Source organism: Pelosinus fermentans DSM 17108 (assembly GCF_000271485.2).
GTDB lineage: Bacteria > Bacillota > Negativicutes > DSM-13327 > DSM-13327 > Pelosinus > Pelosinus fermentans.
Window position 1 is genome coordinate 305,004 of sequence record NZ_AKVN02000001.1, and the last position, 20,157, is coordinate 325,160.

21 protein-coding genes are annotated in these 20,157 nt (G+C 41.6%); 15 read left to right on the top strand and 6 right to left on the bottom strand.

Features of this window, described 5'->3' with window-relative positions; translation table 11 throughout:
- Positions 1–47: 47 nt before the first annotated feature.
- Positions 48–467, top strand: a complete 420-nt coding sequence (locus FR7_RS01425) for a CBS domain-containing protein (protein ID WP_007938084.1) — start codon at positions 48–50, stop codon at positions 465–467.
- A gap of 249 nt (positions 468–716) precedes the next feature.
- On the opposite strand, the gene FR7_RS01430 is transcribed toward FR7_RS01425, so the two are convergent.
- A complete protein-coding gene (locus FR7_RS01430; RefSeq protein ID WP_237769478.1) occupies positions 717–1,763 on the bottom strand; it encodes a YhdH/YhfP family quinone oxidoreductase in 1,047 nt (348 codons plus the stop codon).
- A 136-nt stretch (positions 1,764–1,899) separates the two neighbouring features.
- On the opposite strand from FR7_RS01430, the gene FR7_RS01435 reads away from it, so the two are divergent.
- Complete coding sequence (locus FR7_RS01435) at positions 1,900–2,334, top strand: MarR family winged helix-turn-helix transcriptional regulator (protein ID WP_007951713.1); 435 nt, start codon at positions 1,900–1,902, stop codon at positions 2,332–2,334.
- A gap of 109 nt (positions 2,335–2,443) precedes the next feature.
- On the opposite strand, the gene FR7_RS01440 is transcribed toward FR7_RS01435, so the two are convergent.
- A complete protein-coding gene (locus FR7_RS01440; RefSeq protein ID WP_007951715.1) occupies positions 2,444–3,133 on the bottom strand; it encodes an ATP-binding protein in 690 nt (229 codons plus the stop codon).
- 106 nt (positions 3,134–3,239) lie between these two features.
- Here FR7_RS01440 and FR7_RS01445 point away from each other — a divergent pair, with 106 nt between their 5' ends.
- Positions 3,240–3,932 (top strand): Crp/Fnr family transcriptional regulator, encoded by a 693-nt coding sequence (locus FR7_RS01445; RefSeq protein ID WP_007951717.1) that lies wholly within the window; start codon positions 3,240–3,242, stop codon positions 3,930–3,932.
- A 135-nt stretch (positions 3,933–4,067) separates the two neighbouring features.
- Positions 4,068–4,364 (top strand): putative quinol monooxygenase, encoded by a 297-nt coding sequence (locus tag FR7_RS01450; protein ID WP_007951718.1) that lies wholly within the window; start codon positions 4,068–4,070, stop codon positions 4,362–4,364.
- Positions 4,365–4,696: 332 nt separating this feature from the next.
- On the opposite strand, the gene FR7_RS01455 is transcribed toward FR7_RS01450, so the two are convergent.
- Positions 4,697–5,455, bottom strand: a complete 759-nt coding sequence (locus FR7_RS01455) for a helix-turn-helix domain-containing protein (protein ID WP_007951719.1) — start codon at positions 5,453–5,455, stop codon at positions 4,697–4,699.
- Positions 5,456–5,783: 328 nt separating this feature from the next.
- Between FR7_RS01455 and FR7_RS01460 the strand changes: the two genes are divergently transcribed.
- The 5 genes from FR7_RS01460 to FR7_RS01480 are packed head-to-tail and all read left to right on the top strand — an operon-like array spanning position 5,784 to position 10,391.
- Positions 5,784–6,758 (top strand): ABC transporter substrate-binding protein, encoded by a 975-nt coding sequence (locus FR7_RS01460; protein WP_007951722.1) that lies wholly within the window; start codon positions 5,784–5,786, stop codon positions 6,756–6,758.
- A gap of 23 nt (positions 6,759–6,781) precedes the next feature.
- Positions 6,782–7,789, top strand: a complete 1,008-nt coding sequence (locus FR7_RS01465; protein ID WP_007951724.1) for a FecCD family ABC transporter permease — start codon at positions 6,782–6,784, stop codon at positions 7,787–7,789.
- Positions 7,782–8,801 (top strand): FecCD family ABC transporter permease, encoded by a 1,020-nt coding sequence (locus FR7_RS01470; protein WP_007938099.1) that lies wholly within the window; start codon positions 7,782–7,784, stop codon positions 8,799–8,801. Before FR7_RS01465 ends, FR7_RS01470 begins: the two co-directional genes overlap by 8 nt.
- Positions 8,802–8,817: 16 nt before the next feature.
- Positions 8,818–9,633: an ABC transporter ATP-binding protein gene (locus tag FR7_RS01475; protein WP_026084517.1), complete on the top strand. Its 816-nt coding sequence runs from the start codon at positions 8,818–8,820 to the stop codon at positions 9,631–9,633.
- Positions 9,630–10,391, top strand: coding sequence for an alpha/beta hydrolase (locus tag FR7_RS01480; protein ID WP_007938101.1), 762 nt, complete (start codon positions 9,630–9,632; stop codon positions 10,389–10,391). Before FR7_RS01475 ends, FR7_RS01480 begins: the two co-directional genes overlap by 4 nt.
- 211 nt (positions 10,392–10,602) lie before the next feature.
- On the opposite strand, the gene FR7_RS01485 is transcribed toward FR7_RS01480, so the two are convergent.
- Complete coding sequence (locus FR7_RS01485; RefSeq protein WP_007938102.1) at positions 10,603–11,484, bottom strand: LysR family transcriptional regulator; 882 nt, start codon at positions 11,482–11,484, stop codon at positions 10,603–10,605.
- Positions 11,485–11,638: 154 nt separating this feature from the next.
- Between FR7_RS01485 and FR7_RS01490 the strand changes: the two genes are divergently transcribed.
- The 5 genes from FR7_RS01490 to FR7_RS01510 all read left to right on the top strand — a co-directional run bounded on the left by FR7_RS01490 (position 11,639) and on the right by FR7_RS01510 (position 17,024).
- A complete protein-coding gene (locus tag FR7_RS01490; protein ID WP_007938103.1) occupies positions 11,639–12,442 on the top strand; it encodes an epoxyqueuosine reductase in 804 nt (267 codons plus the stop codon).
- A gap of 230 nt (positions 12,443–12,672) precedes the next feature.
- Positions 12,673–14,328: a flagellinolysin gene (locus FR7_RS01495; protein WP_007951728.1), complete on the top strand. Its 1,656-nt coding sequence runs from the start codon at positions 12,673–12,675 to the stop codon at positions 14,326–14,328.
- Between the two features lie 143 nt (positions 14,329–14,471).
- On the top strand, positions 14,472–15,080 hold the full coding sequence (locus FR7_RS01500) for a DsbA family oxidoreductase (protein ID WP_007938105.1): 609 nt from the start codon (positions 14,472–14,474) through the stop codon (positions 15,078–15,080).
- Between the two features lie 60 nt (positions 15,081–15,140).
- Positions 15,141–15,485, top strand: coding sequence for a CGGC domain-containing protein (locus FR7_RS01505; protein WP_007938107.1), 345 nt, complete (start codon positions 15,141–15,143; stop codon positions 15,483–15,485).
- A gap of 207 nt (positions 15,486–15,692) precedes the next feature.
- Positions 15,693–17,024: an MATE family efflux transporter gene (locus FR7_RS01510; protein WP_036667610.1), complete on the top strand. Its 1,332-nt coding sequence runs from the start codon at positions 15,693–15,695 to the stop codon at positions 17,022–17,024.
- On the opposite strand, the gene FR7_RS01515 is transcribed toward FR7_RS01510, so the two are convergent.
- Positions 17,014–17,817 carry a TIGR03915 family putative DNA repair protein gene (locus tag FR7_RS01515; protein WP_007938115.1) on the bottom strand — a complete coding sequence of 268 codons (804 nt, stop codon included), beginning with the start codon at positions 17,815–17,817 and terminating at the stop codon, positions 17,014–17,016. The two genes, FR7_RS01510 and FR7_RS01515, sit on opposite strands and share 11 nt — an antisense overlap.
- The gene (locus tag FR7_RS01520) at positions 17,796–19,133 is read right to left on the bottom strand and encodes a putative DNA modification/repair radical SAM protein (protein WP_007938117.1); all 1,338 of its coding nucleotides are present in this window, start codon (positions 19,131–19,133) and stop codon (positions 17,796–17,798) included. Before FR7_RS01520 ends, FR7_RS01515 begins: the two co-directional genes overlap by 22 nt.
- A gap of 155 nt (positions 19,134–19,288) precedes the next feature.
- On the opposite strand from FR7_RS01520, the gene FR7_RS01525 reads away from it, so the two are divergent.
- Positions 19,289–20,104 carry an alpha/beta fold hydrolase gene (locus tag FR7_RS01525; protein ID WP_007938119.1) on the top strand — a complete coding sequence of 272 codons (816 nt, stop codon included), beginning with the start codon at positions 19,289–19,291 and terminating at the stop codon, positions 20,102–20,104.
- Positions 20,105–20,157 lie beyond the last annotated feature (53 nt).

A 20,157-nucleotide genomic window follows, 5' to 3' on the forward strand; every position in this document is an offset into this window, starting at 1 on the left:
TAATGTACTGCGAGCAGGACTAAATCGAAGTTGGAGGATTCTTTTCCATGAACATTGCATTTTTCCTGATTCCCAAAAATGAAGTCGTTCATTTGCCAGTGAATAGTACAATGCGGCAGGCCCTTGAAAAAATGGAATATCACCGTTATTCGGCTGTTCCACTCATTGATGAGGATGGTAAATATGCCGGGACAATTACTGAAGGGGATTTACTATGGAAAATGAAAAACACACCAGGCTTAACCTTTGCTGATACAGAGCGGGTTATGATAAACGAAATTCCTTGGCGGATAATCAATAACCCAGTGCGTGTAAATGCTCAAATAGAAGGACTGCTCTCCTTAGCCATCGTACAAAATTTTGTTCCAGTGGTGGATGACAGCGGAATTTTTATCGGGATCATTCGCCGAAGAGAGATTATTGAGCATTACGCAAAAAAATGTTCGCGAAATGTAGATACTATATAAATTGTATACCGCAGCAAAAAAACGAGGGCAGCATAAAAGCCGCACCTCGTTTTTACTATGAGATACAATTTATAGATGAGGGAACATAAGAATTTATGAACCACAAAGGCGCAATGCCGCCGCCCGCGGCACACAAAGTAGAACGCAAAAAATAGGTTGAGAACAGAACCCTTTGTGTCCTTTGCGTCTTTGTGGTTCATTTCGTTTTATCTGTTTTTTTAAAGATGCATCAGTACTTTCGTGCATAGATTACAAATCAAGATTGACGATGGTTCTGCCTTGGAGTTTTCCCTGCAGGATTAAGTCAATTTTTTTATCTAAGCCCTCTAATGATACTTCTTCGACATTTTGTTCCAACTGAAGAGGTTTCCATTCAGTTGCGAGTAAAGACCAGAGTTCCAAACGCAAATCCATAGGACACATCACGGAATCCACTCCATATAGAGTGATGCCTCTTAAGATAAATGGATATACAGAAGTTAATAACTCAGGAGAGGCTACATTTCCGCAGCAAGTTACACTGCCGCCATAGTTAGTGGATTTCAACGCAGTGGCTAACATATTTCCGCCAACGGTATCAATGACTCCAGCCCAATTTCCTTTTAAAAGGATTCTTCCTGATTGATCATTAAGCTCTTCTCTTAAGATGATATCTTTGGCACCGATTTGCAATAACATCTCTTTGGCCTGGGCTTTACCAGTAGCTGCAATGACACTATAGCCAAGCTTATGTAAGATGCTCACTGCAATACTGCCTACACCGCCAGTTGCTCCCGTTACCAGGATATTGCCTGCATCGGGTTTGATGCCGCCCTGTATCATTTTATAGACGGAAAGAGCAGCCGTAAAGCCAGCAGTTCCGTAGATCATACTTTCTCGTAATGAAAGATTCTCAAGTAACTTAACTACCCATTCTGCAGGTACTCTAATATATTGGCCGTAGCCGCCAGATGTATTCATGCCTAAATCATAACCAGTAACCAGGACTTCATCGCCAGTTTGGAATTTTTCATTACTGCTTTTTACAACAATTCCTGCGGCGTCGATGCCTGGAGTATGAGGATATTTCCTTGTCACACCCTTATTGCCGGAGGCAGATAAAGCATCCTTATAATTTAAAGAAGAATATTTCACCTGAATTAAAACTTCTCCCTCTGGAAGGGCAGTAAGCTCTCTATTGATAATTTCTCTTGAAAATGTAGCATCGGTATTTTCTGTTACTAACATGGCTTTAAAATGGGTTATAGACATGGATTCACTTTCCTTTCGTAATTGAATAAAGTTTGTTAAAGACATTATAACAGATAATAGTTTTGTGTCAAACCATTATCTGCTTTTGAAGAATATTCCATATTGACATGGGATTTTACCTAGTACTATAATTACAATGGTTATCCGGTATAGAATTATTATTTGTTATGAGGTTGTTATTATGAAGGATAAATACATCGTTTACTTTATCAGTAGAACGAAAGATAAAATGTTACACTTTATTGAAAAGCAACTACAGAAAAATGAATTGGATGATTTGATTCCGTCTCATGGAAATATTCTTACTGCTCTTTATGAAAATCATGATAAGCTAACTATGAAACAAATAGCCAAAACAATTGGCAAAGACAAATCAACGATAACACCATTAGTAAATAAACTAATGGATTTAGGCTATATCATAAGAGAAAAAAATCAGATAGATAAGAGAGTCACGTATATCATGCTTACGGAGAAGGGCAAGCAAATGCAGGCAAAGTTCAGTGGGATTTCAAATGAGGTATATCAGACAGCCTATAAGGGTTTTTCCGTTGAAGAACAGAAAGTTTTTCTGCGTTTATTAAAGAAATTAAATAATAATTTTGATTCGGTTTAGTATTAACCGATTGGATAAAGATAACTCCAGCAGAGTAAAGAAAAATTTGCTGGAGTTTATTTTAATTGTAATAAACTCCAGCAATGAGGGTGTAATTTATATTGTTAACTTAGTGTTGTGTACGGATAATACTGCCGTCAACTCCGATGATTACAAAGTCAAAGGGAATGGACTTGCCGCTGTTTTCTAATGCTTCCCGGGCAGCATTTACCAAACCGCTGCAGCAAGGCTTTTCCATTCGCAATACGGTGATGCTGCTGATGGTATTGGATTGGAAGATTTCTTTAAGCTTGTCGGCATAATTGCCCTCATCCAGCTTTGGACAGCCAATTAAGGTAATTTTATCACGCATAAAATCGTGATGAATGTTAGCATAGGCATATGCGGTACAATCTGCAGCAATCAAAACATGAGCATTGTCAAAATAACTGGCAGTGGCAGGAATGAGTTTGATCTGACAAGGCCATTGCTGCAATTGGGATTGTGGCACGATTGTTTGCTCTGGCAGTTGGCTGCCAGCCATTTTTCTTTCAATTCGGTTAGAACGGCTTCCCGGGCATTGAAAGGCTGTATTTGCAGGAGCACTGGCTGGGGCAGCTGTAACAGGCTGCTCTTCCAGGGTAATTGCACCATTGGGGCATACTGGCAAGCAGATCCCGAGACCGTCGCATTGGGAGGCTGAAATTAATTTAGCTTTACCATTGACTAATTGTAAAGCACCTTCATGACAGGTTTGGGTGCAAATCCCGCATCCGGTGCATTTTTCTTCATCGATTTTACTAACTTTTCGAAGTTGCATCGTAGATTCCTCCTAACGGATATTCATTGAATTCTTGTACTTAACTGTAATACAATATAAGTAAAAAATCGGTAGCTATGGCTACCTAAAGTGAGGTGAGGATCATTTGGATGCAAATGTAGTAAAAATTCTGGTTTCATCGCCTATTTTTCATGATATTTCACCGAGTCAGTTAGATATCATGTTAGAATGTCTAAAGCCTAAAATCAATACCTATAGCAAAAATAGCTATATTGTCGTCGAGGGTGAGCCCTACACGGGTTTGGGCATCTTGTTATCAGGGGAGGCAGCAATCATAAAGGAAAGTGCATCAGGCAGCCGTGTTATCATGACGGTGATTGGTCCAGGAGACTTGTTTGGAGAAATGATTGCTTTCTCACCAAGAAAACATTGGCCGGCATCGGTTTTTGCGCAAAGTACATGCTCAGTGATGTTTTTACCCCCTGAGAAAATAATCGGTGAATGCACTCATGTTTGTGGCGGTTATAAGCAACTGATTAAAAATATGCTGGTGCTTTTATCAACTAAGGCACTGATGCTGAATCAAAGAGTGGAATATTTGGCGATAAAAGGCATGCGGGAGAAAATAAGTATTTATCTTCTTGAGCAATATAAGATCAATCAAAAGAATACCTTTGTTTTGCCCTTAAAGCGCAATGAATTAGCTGATTTTCTCAGCGTTTCCCGCACGGCACTTTCCCGGGAGCTAGGCCGCATGCGTGACGAGGGCATCATCGAATTTTACCGGACGTCAGTTAAAATTAATAATCTTGCCATGTTAAGAAGAGGAGCGGAGTGAGCCCAGCGTATTTGGATTTTGGAATAGAAATCTTCTGGCGCGGATGAGCTGGCGTTGCAGGAATATTCTTTCTAGTGGAAAAGAGTACATAGAGAAAGATGGTATAGCTTAATTTAAAATAAGGAGAGATATATTATGGTAATTGTAATTGCAAGACAAACGCTGAAACCCGGAAAAAAGGCTGAACTATTTGCTCTGGCAAAAGACGTGATTGCAGCCACCCGGAAAGAAGAGAAATGTATAAGTTATGAGCTGCTGGATGATCCATATGCCGACAATCGCTGCGCTTTTGTAGAAAAATGGGTAGACAAAGAGGCTCTTGCAGAGCATCTTAAAACACCTCATCTTACTGCGTGGCGGCAAAAATCAGCCAATCTGTTGGCTGAAAAAACGACAATTGAGCTTTATCAGTCCGAGGAAATAAGCTTCTGACAGATGGAATGCCATGTTTCAAAGGTAGATAGTAAGAAACACAGAGCACAAAGATGTAGATAAACACACAGGACGTGTTTATTTTATAGCTTTGTGTTCTGTGTGTTTCAAAAAGGCTATGTCTTAAAGGATGAGTTAGTGTTTCTTATAGAACATAAGAAATTATGAACCACAAAGGCACAATGCCGCTGATGCGGCACGCAAAGGAGTGCACAAAAAATATAAATCCCACCCTTTGTGTCCTTTGCGTCTTTGTGGTTCGATTCGTTTATCTGCTTAAATATGACGTGGCGAGGTGTTTTTTATTTTCAATAGATATAGCTGCAATGCAGTTATGATGATTTGCATTGGTTGCGAAACTCTAAGGGAGTATATTTCATAAACTTTTTAAACATTACATTATAGTAGTTTTGATTATTGAATCCCACAGAAAGAGCAATATCCAAGACCGATACATTTTCCTTCAATAACAGTTCCTTGCTTTTCTCAATCCGGATCTCATTTAGGTACTGAGAAAAATTTTTCCCCGTCTCTTTTTTAAATAAGCTGCAAAGATAATATTTGCTGATATTCAGGTGTGCTGCAATATCTGACAGTGTGATTGTTTCATGGTAGCGTGCATTCAGGTAATCAATAGATTTTTTGACATAGGCACTATAGGGCATGTCATTAAATTTCTTGATTTTCTGCTTTAGATACGCACTATCTGCCGCTATGGTGCCCAGCAGTGTAATTAAGTATGGGATGCAATAGGCTGGCTTGTATACGATGTCGGAGAGATTGACCGTTTCCAACGTGGTGTAAGGACCTAGGATGTGAAAGCCCCAATTGATGTTTTTGCTGCAGACCCAGCAAGCGGTGAAAGAAATCGATTCCAAGCAGGGAATCGTAATAATGCAATTCTCGGTTTTTGTGACAAGTTCCTGGCGTACTTGCTCAAAAATGTCATGGTGTTCAAAAAAATCTTCCATCTCCCGGTTATAGCCAGCGGAATAAATGAGATTTCCGTTGAAATCAAAGGTTCGAATGGGAAGATGAGTACACAAAAAGAATTTTGTATCGATTTGACGAATATGTTCTTGAACCGACATGCAGCATACCTCCAAAACATCAGATCGGATTCTAATTTTAACGTTAGAATCATGCAGATCGTTATAATGTGATAACCGTTATCAATTATTGATTTTATTTATTGTATGCTTCTTTGCCTTGCTTGTCAATGAGATTTGGTGAGTGTGCTTGGATTCTACAAGATATTTATTTTCTGAAAATCACAATATTATTATAAAAATCGTAATATCCTTCTAAGAAATTCATAGGAGAAATGCTATCTTTAATTGAGAAATAAAATCAGTGTAAGTTCATGAAAGGAGCAGATGTACGTTTCTTTCATACTGAGATAAAGTAAGGAGCAATAGCATGACAAGAAAAATATGGATGTTAGGATTGGCGGTTGTAATCGCTGGCAGTCTCATTACTGGTATTTATGTCAATAAGACGGTTCTATATCAAGCGAAATCGAGTGCGTCAGTTTCAGTAAAGGGACAGGCAGGAGAAAAACGTTATTCGTACCTTGGAAAAGAATATGTTCTGCCTGGCAAGATTGAAAAAATTGTAGTTACTGGTGCGCTGGAAGCGTTAGAGGATCTGTTAATCCTGGGGGTGAAGCCCGTTGGTGTTATGACGATTGGGGGGACGTTTCCTGCCTTGTTTGCAGACATTACGAAAGATGCGAAACCCATCGGAGAACGGATGCAGCCTAGCTTTGAAGCGATGTTGAAAATAAGGCCGGATGTCATTTTGAGCAGCGACAAATTTCCTGCATCTACGGCAGAGCAATTGAAAAAAATTGCTCCGACCATTCCCATATCCCATTTTCCCATTGACGGGAAAGCCAATCTCCTCTTTCTTGGCGAGTTGACTGGTAAACAAGAGAAGGCAGAAGAAGTGCTGCGAAAATATGAGCAGGATGCGGCAGCTGCCAAAGCTAGTCTGCCGGAAGGCGTGAGGGACAAAAAAGTGGTAGCGGTACGAATTCGTGCGGGTAATATCGGTGTTTATCCAGCCAATGTATTTTTTAATGAAATACTCTATGGGGAATTAGGTTTGTCTGTCCCAGAGGAAATTAAAGCTGTCAAAGCACAGGAGGTCATTTCTTTAGAGAAGTTCAGTGAAATGGATCCGGATTATATCTTTTTACAATATGCCGTCCTTGAAAGTCCTGCTCAGCCTAATGTATTGAAAGACTTGCAGCAGAATCCGATTTGGCGGAGTATGAAAGCGGTAAAAAATAATAATGTATTTATCAATGTAGTTGACCCTTTGGTGCAAGGGGTAGCGATCGGTGGAAAAATTCAGTTCCTAAATGCCGCTATAGAAAAATTATCACAATAAACGGTACAAAGTGAGTGGAATCAATGCATGTAAAACGTTATTTTCCTTATATGATTTTGCTGGCAGCTCCAGCGTTGATCCTTCTGATGGCGGCTTTATCTATACTCTATGGTGTAAAAGAGATTGATATGATGACGATACGAAATGCCATATTTCAATTCGATCCCACCAATGTGGATCACCAGATTATTATGAGCTCCCGTCTGCCCAGAGCGATGGGAACTATGCTGATTGGCTGTGCTCTTGCGGTATCCGGGGCGCTGATGCAGGGAATTACCAGAAATTATCTGGCTTCTCCCGGAATTATGGGTATCAGTGATGGTTCAATTTTAGCTGTTACCTTGAGTATGATTTTGCTGCCCGAAGCCTCTGATTTGCAGCGGATCATATTTTCCTTTGCCGGATCTGCTCTTGGGGCGGGGATTGTCTTTGGTTTGGGATCCATACTGCCCAATGGATTATCGCCAGTCAGGCTGGCTATATTAGGAACGATTATTGGAACCTTTCTAAGCAGCTTTGCTTCTGCGTTAGCAATCTATTTTCAAATCTCTCAGGATATTGGCTTTTGGTATCATGCCCGTCTGCATCAGTTGCAGCCGGAGCAAGTAAGATTAGCAATTCCCTTTGTAATAGTCGGAATGCTTGCGGCTCTTCGAATTGCCAGGTCTGTCACCGTACTTTCCCTGGGAGAAGAAGTGGCGGTCAGTTTGGGACAGCGGACTACTGTCGTTAAAGTCTTGGCTGCAGCTGCTGTCATGCTTTTGACGGGGAGTGCTGTGGCCTTAGCTGGCAAAATTGCTTTCGTAGGTCTGATTATTCCCCATATCGTCCGCTTCCTTGTAGGTGCTGATTATAAATGGGTCATACCTTGTTCAGGGGTACTAGGGGCCATATTTTTGGCTTTATCTGATATAGTAAGCCGCTTTCTCAACTATCCCTTCGAGACTCCGGTTGGAGTCATTACCTCTCTGATTGGCGTGCCTTTTTTTCTTTATTTAGCGAGGAAAAAGGGGGGCAATAAGTATGCTTAGATACAGTCAGGAACGTTTTGTGGGCATCATGCTTACTGCTCTAGGGCTAATTGTGGCTGCTATTTATATAAGCCTTAGTTATGGAGTCTTTGATCTTACTTTTGCTGAGGTCGTTAAGACACTATTCAGTCAGGGAAACGGAGAATATGATGTGCTGATTTATCAATTTCGACTGCCCAGGATCGTGATTGCCGGGTTGGTAGGGGCGGGTCTGGGGGTCGCCGGAGCTGTATTACAAGGTGTTTCCCGAAATGGGCTGGCTGATCCTGGCATCTTAGGCATTAATGCTGGAGCGGGTCTTGCCATTGTTGTATTTATGTTCTTTTATCAGGGAAAACTTGCTGGATCAGATTGGTTTTCGATACTGGCTATGCCCTTTTTTGGTTTAATTGGAGGATTAGCTGCTTCTATTTTGGTATATCTTCTTTCCTGGAAAAATGGGAGGCTGGATTCTCAACGCTTTTTGTTAACGGGAATTGCCCTTGGTTCTGGTTTTGCGGCACTTTCATTGTATATTACATTAAAAATGGATCCTACGGATTTTCATACAGCGACAGTTTGGAGCGTCGGCAGTCTGTTTCATGCCAATTGGCAATATAGCATCTCCATATTGCCTTGGTTCTTATTTTTACTGCCTATCATTTTCTGGAAAGCCCACATTCTTGATTTGTTCCAACTAGAGGAAAGCAGCGTCAAAAGCCTGGGTGTTTCTGTGGGGAGAGAGCAGGTTATTTTATTGCTTTGCAGCACTGGACTGGTTAGTGCCTGTGTTTCTGTGTCCGGGAGCATCGGGTTTGTAGGATTAATAGTTCCTCATTTAGCCAAATCCCTGACGGGTATTCGTCATCAGCAAATGATCCCCCTATGTGCAATGTTAGGCATGCTTCTTGTGATAGTGGCAGATTTCATCGCCAAAAACATCTTTGCACCGGCCGAAGTTGCTACAGGGACAATCATATCCCTGATTGGAGTACCTTATTTTATTTATTTATTATTTAGAAGTAAAGCCTAAGAGGATGTGTATGGATATGAGTATACTTAGAACAGAAAAACTGCAGGCGGGCTATGAGCAGCATACGGTTTTCCAGGATCTTGATTTTTCTGTGAAAGAAGGGGAAATCACCACGATTATTGGTCCTAATGGTTGTGGTAAATCAACATTATTGAAAACCATGGGACGGATTCTTAAACAAAAGGCAGGAACCGTCTTTTTATATAACCAGGATCTACAAAGCCTTGCTACCCGGGAAATCGCTAAAAAACTCACACTTCTTCCCCAAAATCCAGTGGGACCTAATGAGTTGACAGTAGAAGAATTGGTTACATACGGGCGGTTCCCCCATCTCAATCAAGGACAAAAAAGTTCAATAGCTGATCAAAAGGCCATTGAATGGGCTATGGATATTACTAAAACGATTTCATTTCGGCATCGCGAGCTGGGCAGCTTGTCAGGAGGAGAGCGGCAAAAGGTATGGCTGGCGATGGCATTGGCACAAGAAACTGCAATTCTTCTATTGGATGAACCGACTACCTATTTGGATATGGTGCATCAGTTAGAAGTGCTGAAGATCGTGCAGCAGTTAAATCGTCAGAGACAGTGCACCATTGTGATGGTGCTGCATGATATTAACCACGCAGCCCGTTTTTCTCATGAGATTGTTGCTATGAAGGAGGGGCATATCGTTGCATTGGGCAGCCCTCAGGAAATGATTACGCCAGAAGTATTAAAACAAGTTTTTTGTATCGATGCCAGGGTGATGCTTGATCCTCGGGATGGAGTACCTGTTTGTTTTAGTTATGATAATCTGCAGACAGAGAAAAAAGCAATAGGAGGAGAGGCATGAAGGGAACGCTGATTCTTACCGCTTTTATGAGCAGCGAAATCTGTATTTATCTGCCGCCATCCTATGATATGCATGAGGAGCATTTTCCCGTTGTTTATCTGCATGATGGGGGTTACCTGTTTCGCGACTGTCTGAGTGAGTTAGAAGAAATGATGATTGAAAAAGAACTGCGGGAGTTTATCTTTGTAGGTATTAAACCGGATAATCGCAATGATGAGTATAGTCCTTGGTTTGCGAAAGCGATAACAGCAGGATTTTCTGACTTTGGCGGTCAGGGAGCCCAGTATCTTGCTTTTTTGGTAAAGGAGCTGAAACCGTACATAGATGAGAAGTATCGTACGATAAGGAATCCGGAAAATACAGCAATTGCAGGTGCATCTTTAGGGGGATTGATTTCGATGTACGCGGCGTACCTGTATCCCGGGGTTTTTGGCAGGATTGCCTCGATCTCAGGCTCTTTTTGGTATGCAGGATTTATTGCGTTTATGCGTTCAGCAGATATTGTACATCTCGGGCGCAGGATTTACATGGACGTTGGATCATTAGAGGGGACGAGAAAAGATAACGAGCAAAGAAACATGGTCGCAAAGAATCAAGAAGCGTATGGGATTTTATTAGATAAAGGGTTTTCTCGGGAATACTGCCAATTTGTTACCCACGAAGGTGGGGACCATGGGCACTCCTTCTTTCTGAAGCGATTCCCAACAGCATTACAATGGCTATTTCCCATAAAGATGATCAGCTGCTCTAGAAGATAGAGCAGCTGATCATTTTATTGTTTCCACCCGTGGCACACAAAGGAGAACACAAAAAATATAAATAAAATCCTTTGTGTACTTTGCGAAAGAGAGCCGGGAAAGAATGATTGAACCGCAGAGACGCAAAGCGCGCAAAGAGGGATTCTTTAATCCTATTAATTATTTCTCTGTGTTCTCTGCGCCTCTGCGGTTCTAATGTGTTTTATATATTTTAAAGGACGCATAAGGATTTTCTTAAGAAAGTGAAAAGCTTTTCTTCAGCTACGCCAAAGGTGCTTCTTTCAGAGCTGCGCAAAAATCCAACTTCTAGATCCAGATTCAAATCTTGTACTATTTTTACTGCGGTACCAGCAGGAGCTGGTGTGACGGTGGCTGCGGGAACCAGGGCAATGCCATGATTTGCTTGGACATAATACTTAAGTGCAGCTAAACTGTTGATTTCAAGTGTTGAGTAAGAAGTGCCTATTTTTTGTAATAGAATCGATAGTTTTTTTCGAAAAACACATTCTCGGGAGGTAACTAGAAATCGCTCGCCTTTTAAATCCTGTATCGTGATATCTTGTTTTACTGCAAGGGGATTCATGGAAGGAACCAGCAATACAAGAGGCTCAGAAAATAAAGGCTCAAACGTTAAGCCAGAGCTGGTTGACGGTACAGAAGAGATAGCAAAGTCGATTTCGCCTTTTAGAGTCAGTTCCGTTAAAGTGCATGTATTTCCAATTTGAATTGATATTTGTACTTTTGGATGGCATTCCATGAAGGCAGCCAAAATATTAGGCAATCGATAACTTGCAGCAGGTTCTATAGCACCTATTAAAATGGAGCCGGATTCTCCGAGGGTGATATCACTCATAGTACTTTGTAATTGATCGACATCTCGCAGGATATGGGCGGATTGTTCGCTGCAGATTCTTCCTGCTTCTGTCAGGCGAAAGCTTTTCCCCCGTTCAAATAAGGTAACTCCCAAATCTCGCTCTAATTTTTGAATTTGCATCGTTACAGTGGATTGTGCATAGCGAAGCTCTTGGGCGGCTTGCTGGAAACTCCCCAGTTTTACAATCGTTAGGAATGTTTTGAGTCCTCGTAGATCCATAGTTGTTATCACTCCAATTGTTATAGTTCAATATAATTGATATAATGATTCTCTTATTTCAATTATACAGAATTAAGGAGATATAGTACAATAAAATTAGAAAATTACCATTGGTTTTAGGTGACGCAATGTATTGGGGATGGGGGAATGATGTATGACAGGAATAACATTACAGGGGATACAAGATGCTGCGTGGTCCTTCACAAAGGATAGTCCGCTGAATACGATTGCAGAGTTAGATTCGCTGCAGCTTTTTGATGCACCGCTGATTGCGGCAGCAGATGCTTTTGACCCATTATTTGCAAAGTTAAAAGAAAATGAGGTTGTAGGCCCACAGCATCGAATGCCCCAAGAGTGGTTAGAAGGTGCCAAGTCGGTTATATCTTATTTTCTGCCTTTCACGAAAAGAGTCCGTGAAGCGAATCGAAAATTAGGGCTAGCTGCTCGGGAATGGATGTATGGACGCTATGAAGGAGAGCAGTTCAATAACTCTTTGAGGAACTATTTAGTGCACTTTATTAAGGATTCTGGAATGCGAGCTGTTGCTCCCGGTCTGGATTCTCGTTTTAGTGTGGTGAATCGCCGCAGTAATTGGTCAGAGCGACATGTTGCTTTTGTAGCTGGTTTAGGAACCTTCAGCCTGAATCGATCATTAATTACCGCCCATGGTTCCGCCGGCAGGATTGGCAGTATCATTGTAGATGCTGCCATTGATCCTACTGAGCGGCAGTATACTGGAATTGATGAGCATTGCACAAAATGCGGTGCTTGTATCTTGCGCTGCCCTCCGTTGGCGATCAATGAGCAAGGTAAGGATAATGCAGTTTGCTCAGATTACCTTGACCGTGTATTGGCGCGCTATCGTCCCAGATACGGCTGTGGAAAATGCCAGACGGCTGTGCCTTGTGAAGCGAGTATTCCTCGCATACAAGTAAGTTCTATGTCTGTAAATAGATAATAATAAATCAATAGCACTATTAATGGCAAATCCTAATGTTAGACAATCAGTTAAACAACAGCAATAACTTTATAAAAAAATCAATGAACCGCGAAAAGCGGTTCATTGATTTTTTTATATAATTGGTTTAATTGCATATGGTCAAATAGAGTTCAAAGAAATCCTTTCGATATAAAATACAGGATAGGAAAAAGTTTTACCTTCTCACGAGGGGTTAGGAGTGAGTACCAATGAGAATTAATAGCGCAATTGTGGAAACGAATAAGGCAGCGAGTCAGAAAGATAATGTATCAAAGAAGAAGCCTCTATCACTTGTTCCTAATATAGAGACAAGTTCCTCAAACTATGAAGATGCTGTCAAGGTTGAAATGTCTGAAGATACAAAGAATAAGGCTGATATACCGGTGCAAACATTGAAAAATATGCAAAATGGTGTATCCTTGCTGCAAGCTGCGGATCAAGATTTAGATAAAATTCGCAGCATGCTTGAGCGAGGGAAAGAATTAGCAGCTCAAGCGGCTGATTCTCAAGACGAAGCTGAAAAGGAAAGGTTTCAAAACGAAATTAATAGTATAAATCATGATATTGACAGCTATAATACCACTTATTCATCAGATCCGAATAATGAAGAGGTTATAACAGCTTTAAAAAGTGATTGGTTAGAAGTAGCGGAAGATGTCATTAAGGAGCGCTATGGATTAGTTGGCGATGGAGCAGAATTGCAGATCGTGCTGGATGAAGATTCTGTACCTTATCTTGCTGCGATCATGTACAATTATGACAAAGATGGGAAAGCAATTAACCAGACCATGCATATTGCCGTAAAAAGTGCACTTCCAGCTGCTTTGCCCAATGGGGGAAGAGACCCGGGGCAGTACGACGATCGCGTTGTTACTCATGAGATGGTTCATGTACTCATGGGACGGACAATGAACTTTCAAGCGATGCCTAACTGGTTTAAAGAAGGAACTGCGGAATTCATCCATGGTCCTAACGAGAGGGTGGTCCTTGATTTAAAGCGCAGTGGTGGAGGTATGAAAGGTGCAACAGCGCTTCAGGATGCTTTGGGTGATGGGACCAATCATTCCTGGGCGAATACGAGTTTACATTATTCGGCAGCATCCATGGCAGTACGTTATTTACATACGAAGATAAAAGAAGATGGCTATAGCGGCGGCATAAAAGATTTGCTGACGGATCTAAAGTCCAACCCAACGGAAAGCCTTGATCAAGCGTTGAACAATGTCTCTCGTTATTCTAATGTGAAGGCTTTTGTTAATGATTATGTTAAAAATGGGAATGGGGCTGCATTTATCTATAATCTTGATACAGCGGGTGAATTTAGAGCCTCTCTGGCTGGAGGAGATACGGGAGCTATTGGAGGATCTACTGTTGATGGCGGTCCCATTCAGACGGCAGAATCGGTAATTCCTGATATCAACCATCCTACGGATACACCGCTGGAAAACTTCCGTGTCATTTGGCCAACCCGCAGGGAAGATCAAATTCCATATCAGGACAATAAAGCTGCTATGATTGAAAGCAGTAGGGGAAATTACACACAGTTTAAAGTAGATAGCAAGGCTCTTGGTACGGATCAAGTGGATTTTATTAACCATCCTGATGCAGCCAGCAGAATTTTTGATGAGGCGATATCCTATGTTACCGATAAGCAAGCGCAGCTTGAGGATATAAGAAATAAATTAAAAAATCAAGAGAGTGTGACAGCTGAAAAGATCAATTCTTCGGGGATAACAGATTCTCATATGGTCAAAAAGGAGATGGAACAAGTAAAAACCAGTCTGGGTGATGCAAATGCTGGAATTGTGTCGAAGATAGCAAAGCTACAGCCTGAAAGAGTATTGCAGCTGCTGAAAAGCAGTTAGGAAAAAAAAGGATAAATAGTAACTCCTGCAAGGAATGATCTTGCAGGAGTTTGTATGTAAAATGAGAAATAGAATAAAATAGAAATAGAGATTTTATGGTTGTTCTTCGGGGATACAATACATGATAGTAGGAGGAGATCGATATGGCTTTACCATTACGTATTATTTTTGATTTTTCTTGTCCATACTGCTACATTGCATGGGGATTTGTTCAAAAGCTAAAAGAGACAATTGATCTGGCTGATGACTGGGTTGGCTGGGAAATACATCCGGATCTTCCGAAAGGCGGCCGGATGATCCAAGATGTCGTGCCTGGTATTGTATTTAGTGAAAGAGTGGAGAAACTGAATGCCCTTGGTGAACCAGCTGGTCTTGTACCGGGAAATAAGCTGTTGGTACCGAATACGCGGCTGGCTTTGCAGGGATTGGAATTTGCCCGCGACAACGGTAAGGTGCAGGAGTGGGTTGCCGAGGTTTATAAAACCAGCTATGTGTTAGATCAAAATATCGGTGATATAGAGGTGCTAATCGGCATTGCTCGTCAGATTGGTCTGGATATAGCAGCATTTGAGCAGGCAGTGGCAAGTGAACGCTATCTTCCAATATTGCTGAAAGCGGATCAGGAATGTATGGACAAGCAGCTGGAATGGGTTCCGACTATCTTTAGCGGGACAGAAAAGGTATTAGAAGGAGCCTTGACTTACGAAGTTTTTGAAAAGACACTAGTGGCCATGTCAGCTTTAAAACGGTAGATCGAGTTATTTCGATAGATATGGAAAGGCGTTTCGAAAATGTAAAAATGAAGGTGAACCATGAAAGTTGCTATATTAGTCAGAGAAGAAACCATGAAGCGCTGTACTGGTAAAGGTTGCCTTAATGCCTTTTTTCAAAGAAAGGATGCTTTTGCCGGATACGAGGGCGATATTGAGCTGATTACTTTTTCTCATGCTGACGGTGATATTGATCATAAGATTGAGACGATGATCAAAAATGGCGTAGATGTGGTGCATTTGTCTACCTGTATGCGGGGGAAAGCCCCTAATTATGAAGTATTGGCAAAGCGCCTAAGCGAGCATTTTGATGTCGTAGGATATACCCATGGATCAAAAGAAGGCAAGGGGCAAGAGACGATCATTATGAAGAAAGTTACGAAGTAAAGAAAATATAAGATTTTATGAACCACAAAGGCGCAATGCCGCTACCCGCGGCACACAAAGGAGAACACAAAAAATATAATAAAACCCTTTGTGTCCTTTGCGTCTTTGTGGTTCATTTTTTTATTGCAGGGAATTTTGACAATCTCACAGTTTTCTGATAGGATAAACAAATTGTATTTGGAATCCTGTTTGTGTTGCATGGGGGGAATGGCTGTGAGTCAGTTATCGTTATTTAAGCTTGCCTGGCCGATATTTTTGGAATTATTTCTGATTACGTTGGTAGGGTTTGTAAATGTATTTATATTAAGCAAGTATGACAGTGTTGCTGCAGCAGCTGTGGAAGCTACGATTCAAATTTTATGGAATTTTTTTCTGGTATTTGCCATCATTTCCATGGGAACCTCGGTTTTAGTGGCGCAGAATGTAGGGGCCAAACGACCGGAAGAAATTGATAAAGTGGCTGCTGTATCCCTGCTGTTTAATGCGATTTTAGGCGGGATAGCCAGTTTGGTGCTAGTCATTGGCGGAAAAAAGATGTTGATGTTTATGGGAATTGCTGATAATTTATTATCCTACGCTCATACCTACTTGCTCTTAGCAGGTGGTTTTATTTTTTTTGACGCGATGCTGTCGTCGGCTGATGCCATACTGAAAGGATTTGGGAGAACCAAGCAGTGCCTTGCGATAACCGCTTTTATGAATGTTTTAAATTTGATTGGATCTGTAGTACTAGGACTTGGAGTGGCAGGAATTCCGGCGATGGGGGTTTACGGCGTTGGGATTGCGGCTGTTTGCAGTAAAGGAATTGCAGTGTGTTCTGCCTTGGTATATTTATTTACTAAGCTGCTTAAGCTCGATATCCTGCGTCATTTACTTCAATTTCCTAAGACCCAGTTGAAACAGTTATTGAAGATTGGCTTTCCCGCTGCAATGGAAAACATGTCTTATAACATGAGTCAGACGGTGCTTATGACCATCATTATTGTCCATTTGGGAGCCGATGCATATATTACCCGCACCTATGCCTGGTCCATTATTAAGATGGCCTTTCTATTTTCCTTAGCTATTGGGCAAGCCAATATTATTATGATCGGACAATTAGTGGGTGCCAGGAAATTTGAAGAAGCAGAGAAAGCTGGAATGCATAATTTTTTGGTCGCCTTTGCTTCGGCCTGGATCATTGGAGGTATGTTGTTTGTATTTAGGTATCAACTTATTGGGATCTTCACCACAGATGCAAAGATTATTGCTCTTGGTGCTCTGATCTTTGCAATTGATGCTCTTTTAGAGCCGGGACGAACGTTTAATATTGTCTTTATTTATGGTTTGCGGGGCGCTGGAGATGTCAATTTTCCTGTGATCGTTGCCATACTTTCCATGTGGTCTGTTACCATTGGGCTAGGTTACTATCTGGGAGTCATTTTGGGATTTGGTCTGCCGGCAATTTGGGCTCTGATGCTTGTCGATGAATGGCTGCGCGGAATGTGTATGTTATGGCGCTGGAAAAGCGGTGCATGGAAGACCAAGATTATGGTATAAGGAACTTAGCGGTATCCTCCAGTTTCAGCGGAGATTTTTTGGGGAGACTGCCGAATTCTGTCATGTATTTCCAGTAACGTTTTGGCATATGGCTCATGCGGCATTTAGGGTTGTGACGGCCCTGTATTTCGATGGTATCGTAGAAGAGCTGCCATAGCTCCCGGTAGGATTGTTCTTGTTCATCCGGTTCAGGAAGCTCAAGATCTTCAATTGGAATTATGGCAGATTGGTAAGGCTGGTAAACCAATGCCATGCCATGGGTTTTATCATAGATTAAAAAACGCTCTTCTGGATAACGTTCACTAAAATGCTGGGTCATCAGCGGCAGTACGTAATTTTTTGGCTCTATTTGGGCAACCAGAATATTGTTGAAGATGGAAAATCGTACAAATCCTTTCAACAGGTGACTTTCGTTATCTAAATGTTTCACAGCCTTAAACAGGGTATTAACTGTGTCATCGGTCAACATACCCATTATGGATCGTCCATAGCGATAACCTAAACGCAGGAATAGAAGAATGTACAACTCTTTTTTTTCAGCACAGGTTAGGAAGGCGCGTCGTATGAAATTCAGAGCATCGCATCCCATTTTCTCCGGGATGGAAGCCAGTACTCGGCTTGATTTTTCCATGTCAGTCCTAATTTCTTTAGCGGCAAAGAGAAATGTCTGGGAGGCGTCCGGCAGGATGATTTCTGTCGGAATTTCTTTTTTATCATAGCTCTCAAATACGCAGCAGAGCAGCCCGTCAAAGCTTCCGTCATAACGATAAATCAGATTGGACTGGTCAAACATCTTTGAAGATCCTCCTGTGGGTATCCAGATAATATCATGGGTGGCTGTTCAAAAAGAGAGAGCTGCTTATTCTGTGATTGAAGTGGAAAACTCTGGTGATACATACCTAAGGTTTTTTCTGACATTAAAGACTGCAGTACTTTATCCTGGGTAATTTTTAAGCTGCCTGTGGCTTTACCGCCGCAAGTAATAAAATACTGTGCCCGCTTTAGTACAACTCCCAGTTTCTTTAGATCATTAAATTGGAGGGTTGCTGAGCGGCGGGCAATTACAATTCGTTTGGCGCTGTTTACGCCAATGCCGGGCACCCGCAGCAAGTCACTGTAGGGTGCCCGGTTTATATTTATAGGAAAGAAATCCATATGATGGAGTGCCCAATTGCATTTTGGGTCTAAAAAGGGATTAAAACTTTGGTGCTGCTGATCCAGGAGCTCATTTGCCGTGAAACCGTAAAATCGAAGCAGCCAATCCGCTTGATAAAGCCTATGTTCCCGCCAAAGAGGCGGAGTTGTATCTAAGGTGGGCAGCAGGACGTTTTCGGCTACAGGCATATAGGCAGAAAAAAATACCCGCTTTAACTTATATTTTTTATAAAGACCTTCTGTTAAATTCAAGATCTGAAAATCAGTATCTGGCGTAGCGCCGATAATCATTTGAGTACTCTGACCGGCAGGAACAAACTTTGGTGCATGGCGATATTTTATGATATCTGTAGAATTTTCTTGGATGCGATTTTGAATGTATTTCATAGGTGCTAAAATAGAATGCTTAGACTTGTCCGGTGCCAGCAGCTGCAGACTACTCTGGGAAGGCAGTTCAATATTTACACTCATGCGATCAGTCAGCATGCCCAACCGGGCAATGAGACCGCTGTCTGTTCCAGGAATGGCTTTTGCATGGATGTATCCAAAAAATCGGTATTCCTCTCGCAGGATGCGCAGTGCCTCAATCATTTGCTCGGTGGTATAGTCCGGATTTTTCAGTACGCCGGAACTTAAAAAAAGCCCTTCAATATAATTGCGTCGATAAAAATTGATGGTCAGTTCTGCCAATTCCCGTGGTGTAAAAGACGCTCGTGGAGTGTCATTTGACTTACGGTTTACACAGTATTTACAATCATAGGCGCATACGTTGGTCATCAGTACCTTTAATAGTGAGATGCACCGACCGTCTCCTGAGAAGCTGTGGCAGATGCCGCTGGCCGCTGCACTGCCAATTCCTCCGGCGGACGCCTTTTTATTCACTCCGCTGGAGGTGCAGGCCACATCATATTTGGCTGCGTCGGTCAAAATTTTCAGCTTGTCAAAAACATCCATGTGCATTAACTCCTTTATGTATCTTCATTATATTGTAGAACATATGTTTGGTTTATGCAAAGGAATTTTTAACCATCTAAATACGACCTATTCTGTGCTTTTTTCTTACGAGTTGAATATAGTACCATGTAGAGACTTTTAATGGAGTGATTTGCATGGGATATTTTATTGAAGTTGAGCCAAACATAAATCTTTATGTGGAAGATGTCAACCCGGGAAGCAGTAAGACCATTGTATTTATACATGGTTGGCCTGCTAATCATAGAATGTTTGAGTATCAATTTGACCAGCTCCCGGCAATGGGCTATCGTTGCATTGGAATTGATCTTAGAGGATTCGGCAATTCGGATAAGCCTTGGGGAGGCTATGACTATGATCAATCCGCAGATGATATTCGATGTGTGGTTGAAGCCCTTGGTTTAGAAGACTTTGTACTTGGAGGACATTCTACAGGGGGAGGCATTGTGATTCGCTATATGGCCCGCCACAATGGCTATGGGGTAGCGAAGCTTGCTCTTTTTGCAGCTGCAGCTCCCAGCCTGATTCAACGTCCATATTTTCCTCATGGGTTAAAGAAAGAAGACGTAGATAAAATCATTCAAGATACACTGGATGATCGTCCCAAAATGCTTAGGGGCTTTGGAGACATGTTTTTCTTTCAGTACGTAACCCAGCCTTTTTCGGACTGGTTCTTTCAATTAGGATTACAAGCGGCAGGCTGGTCTACCGCTGCAGTTGCGAATTCGTGGCTGGATGAAGAAAGGCTCTTTTCTGATCTTGAAACCATATGTGTTCCTACATTAATTCTTCATGGCATTCACGATAAAGTTTGTCTGTTTCCATTGGCTATTGCACAACATGAAGGAATTAGAAACTCTAAACTTGTACCCTTCAAATACAGCGGTCACGGATTGTTCTATGACCAGCGGGATAAATTCAATAAAGAATTGGTGCAGTTTATGGAGGAATGAAATCTGTTAGCATTTAAATAGACAGCTGTGAATATGTAATGCCCCTTGGTCAG

Excerpts from the sequence above, each read along its gene's own strand:
- FR7_RS01495 (WP_007951728.1), top strand. The coding sequence starts at position 12,673 with ATGAGAATTAATAGCGCAATTGTGGAAACGAATAAGGCAGCGAGTCAG.
- FR7_RS01505 (WP_007938107.1), top strand. The coding sequence starts at position 15,141 with ATGAAAGTTGCTATATTAGTCAGAGAAGAAACCATGAAGCGCTGTACT.
- FR7_RS01490 (WP_007938103.1), top strand. The coding sequence starts at position 11,639 with ATGACAGGAATAACATTACAGGGGATACAAGATGCTGCGTGGTCCTTC.
- FR7_RS01465 (WP_007951724.1), top strand. The coding sequence starts at position 6,782 with ATGCATGTAAAACGTTATTTTCCTTATATGATTTTGCTGGCAGCTCCA.
- FR7_RS01440 (WP_007951715.1), bottom strand. The coding sequence starts at position 3,133 with ATGCAACTTCGAAAAGTTAGTAAAATCGATGAAGAAAAATGCACCGGA.
- FR7_RS01500 (WP_007938105.1), top strand. The coding sequence starts at position 14,472 with ATGGCTTTACCATTACGTATTATTTTTGATTTTTCTTGTCCATACTGC.
- FR7_RS01435 (WP_007951713.1), top strand. The coding sequence starts at position 1,900 with ATGAAGGATAAATACATCGTTTACTTTATCAGTAGAACGAAAGATAAA.
- FR7_RS01460 (WP_007951722.1), top strand. The coding sequence starts at position 5,784 with ATGACAAGAAAAATATGGATGTTAGGATTGGCGGTTGTAATCGCTGGC.
- FR7_RS01525 (WP_007938119.1), top strand. The coding sequence starts at position 19,289 with ATGGGATATTTTATTGAAGTTGAGCCAAACATAAATCTTTATGTGGAA.
- FR7_RS01510 (WP_036667610.1), top strand. The coding sequence starts at position 15,693 with ATGGCTGTGAGTCAGTTATCGTTATTTAAGCTTGCCTGGCCGATATTT.
- FR7_RS01475 (WP_026084517.1), top strand. The coding sequence starts at position 8,818 with ATGAGTATACTTAGAACAGAAAAACTGCAGGCGGGCTATGAGCAGCAT.
- FR7_RS01450 (WP_007951718.1), top strand. The coding sequence starts at position 4,068 with ATGGTAATTGTAATTGCAAGACAAACGCTGAAACCCGGAAAAAAGGCT.
- FR7_RS01480 (WP_007938101.1), top strand. The coding sequence starts at position 9,630 with ATGAAGGGAACGCTGATTCTTACCGCTTTTATGAGCAGCGAAATCTGT.
- FR7_RS01425 (WP_007938084.1), top strand. The coding sequence starts at position 48 with ATGAACATTGCATTTTTCCTGATTCCCAAAAATGAAGTCGTTCATTTG.
- FR7_RS01470 (WP_007938099.1), top strand. The coding sequence starts at position 7,782 with ATGCTTAGATACAGTCAGGAACGTTTTGTGGGCATCATGCTTACTGCT.
- FR7_RS01455 (WP_007951719.1), bottom strand. The coding sequence starts at position 5,455 with ATGTCGGTTCAAGAACATATTCGTCAAATCGATACAAAATTCTTTTTG.
- FR7_RS01430 (WP_237769478.1), bottom strand. The coding sequence starts at position 1,763 with ATGTCTTTAACAAACTTTATTCAATTACGAAAGGAAAGTGAATCCATG.
- FR7_RS01515 (WP_007938115.1), bottom strand. The coding sequence starts at position 17,817 with ATGTTTGACCAGTCCAATCTGATTTATCGTTATGACGGAAGCTTTGAC.
- FR7_RS01485 (WP_007938102.1), bottom strand. The coding sequence starts at position 11,484 with ATGGATCTACGAGGACTCAAAACATTCCTAACGATTGTAAAACTGGGG.
- FR7_RS01520 (WP_007938117.1), bottom strand. The coding sequence starts at position 19,133 with ATGGATGTTTTTGACAAGCTGAAAATTTTGACCGACGCAGCCAAATAT.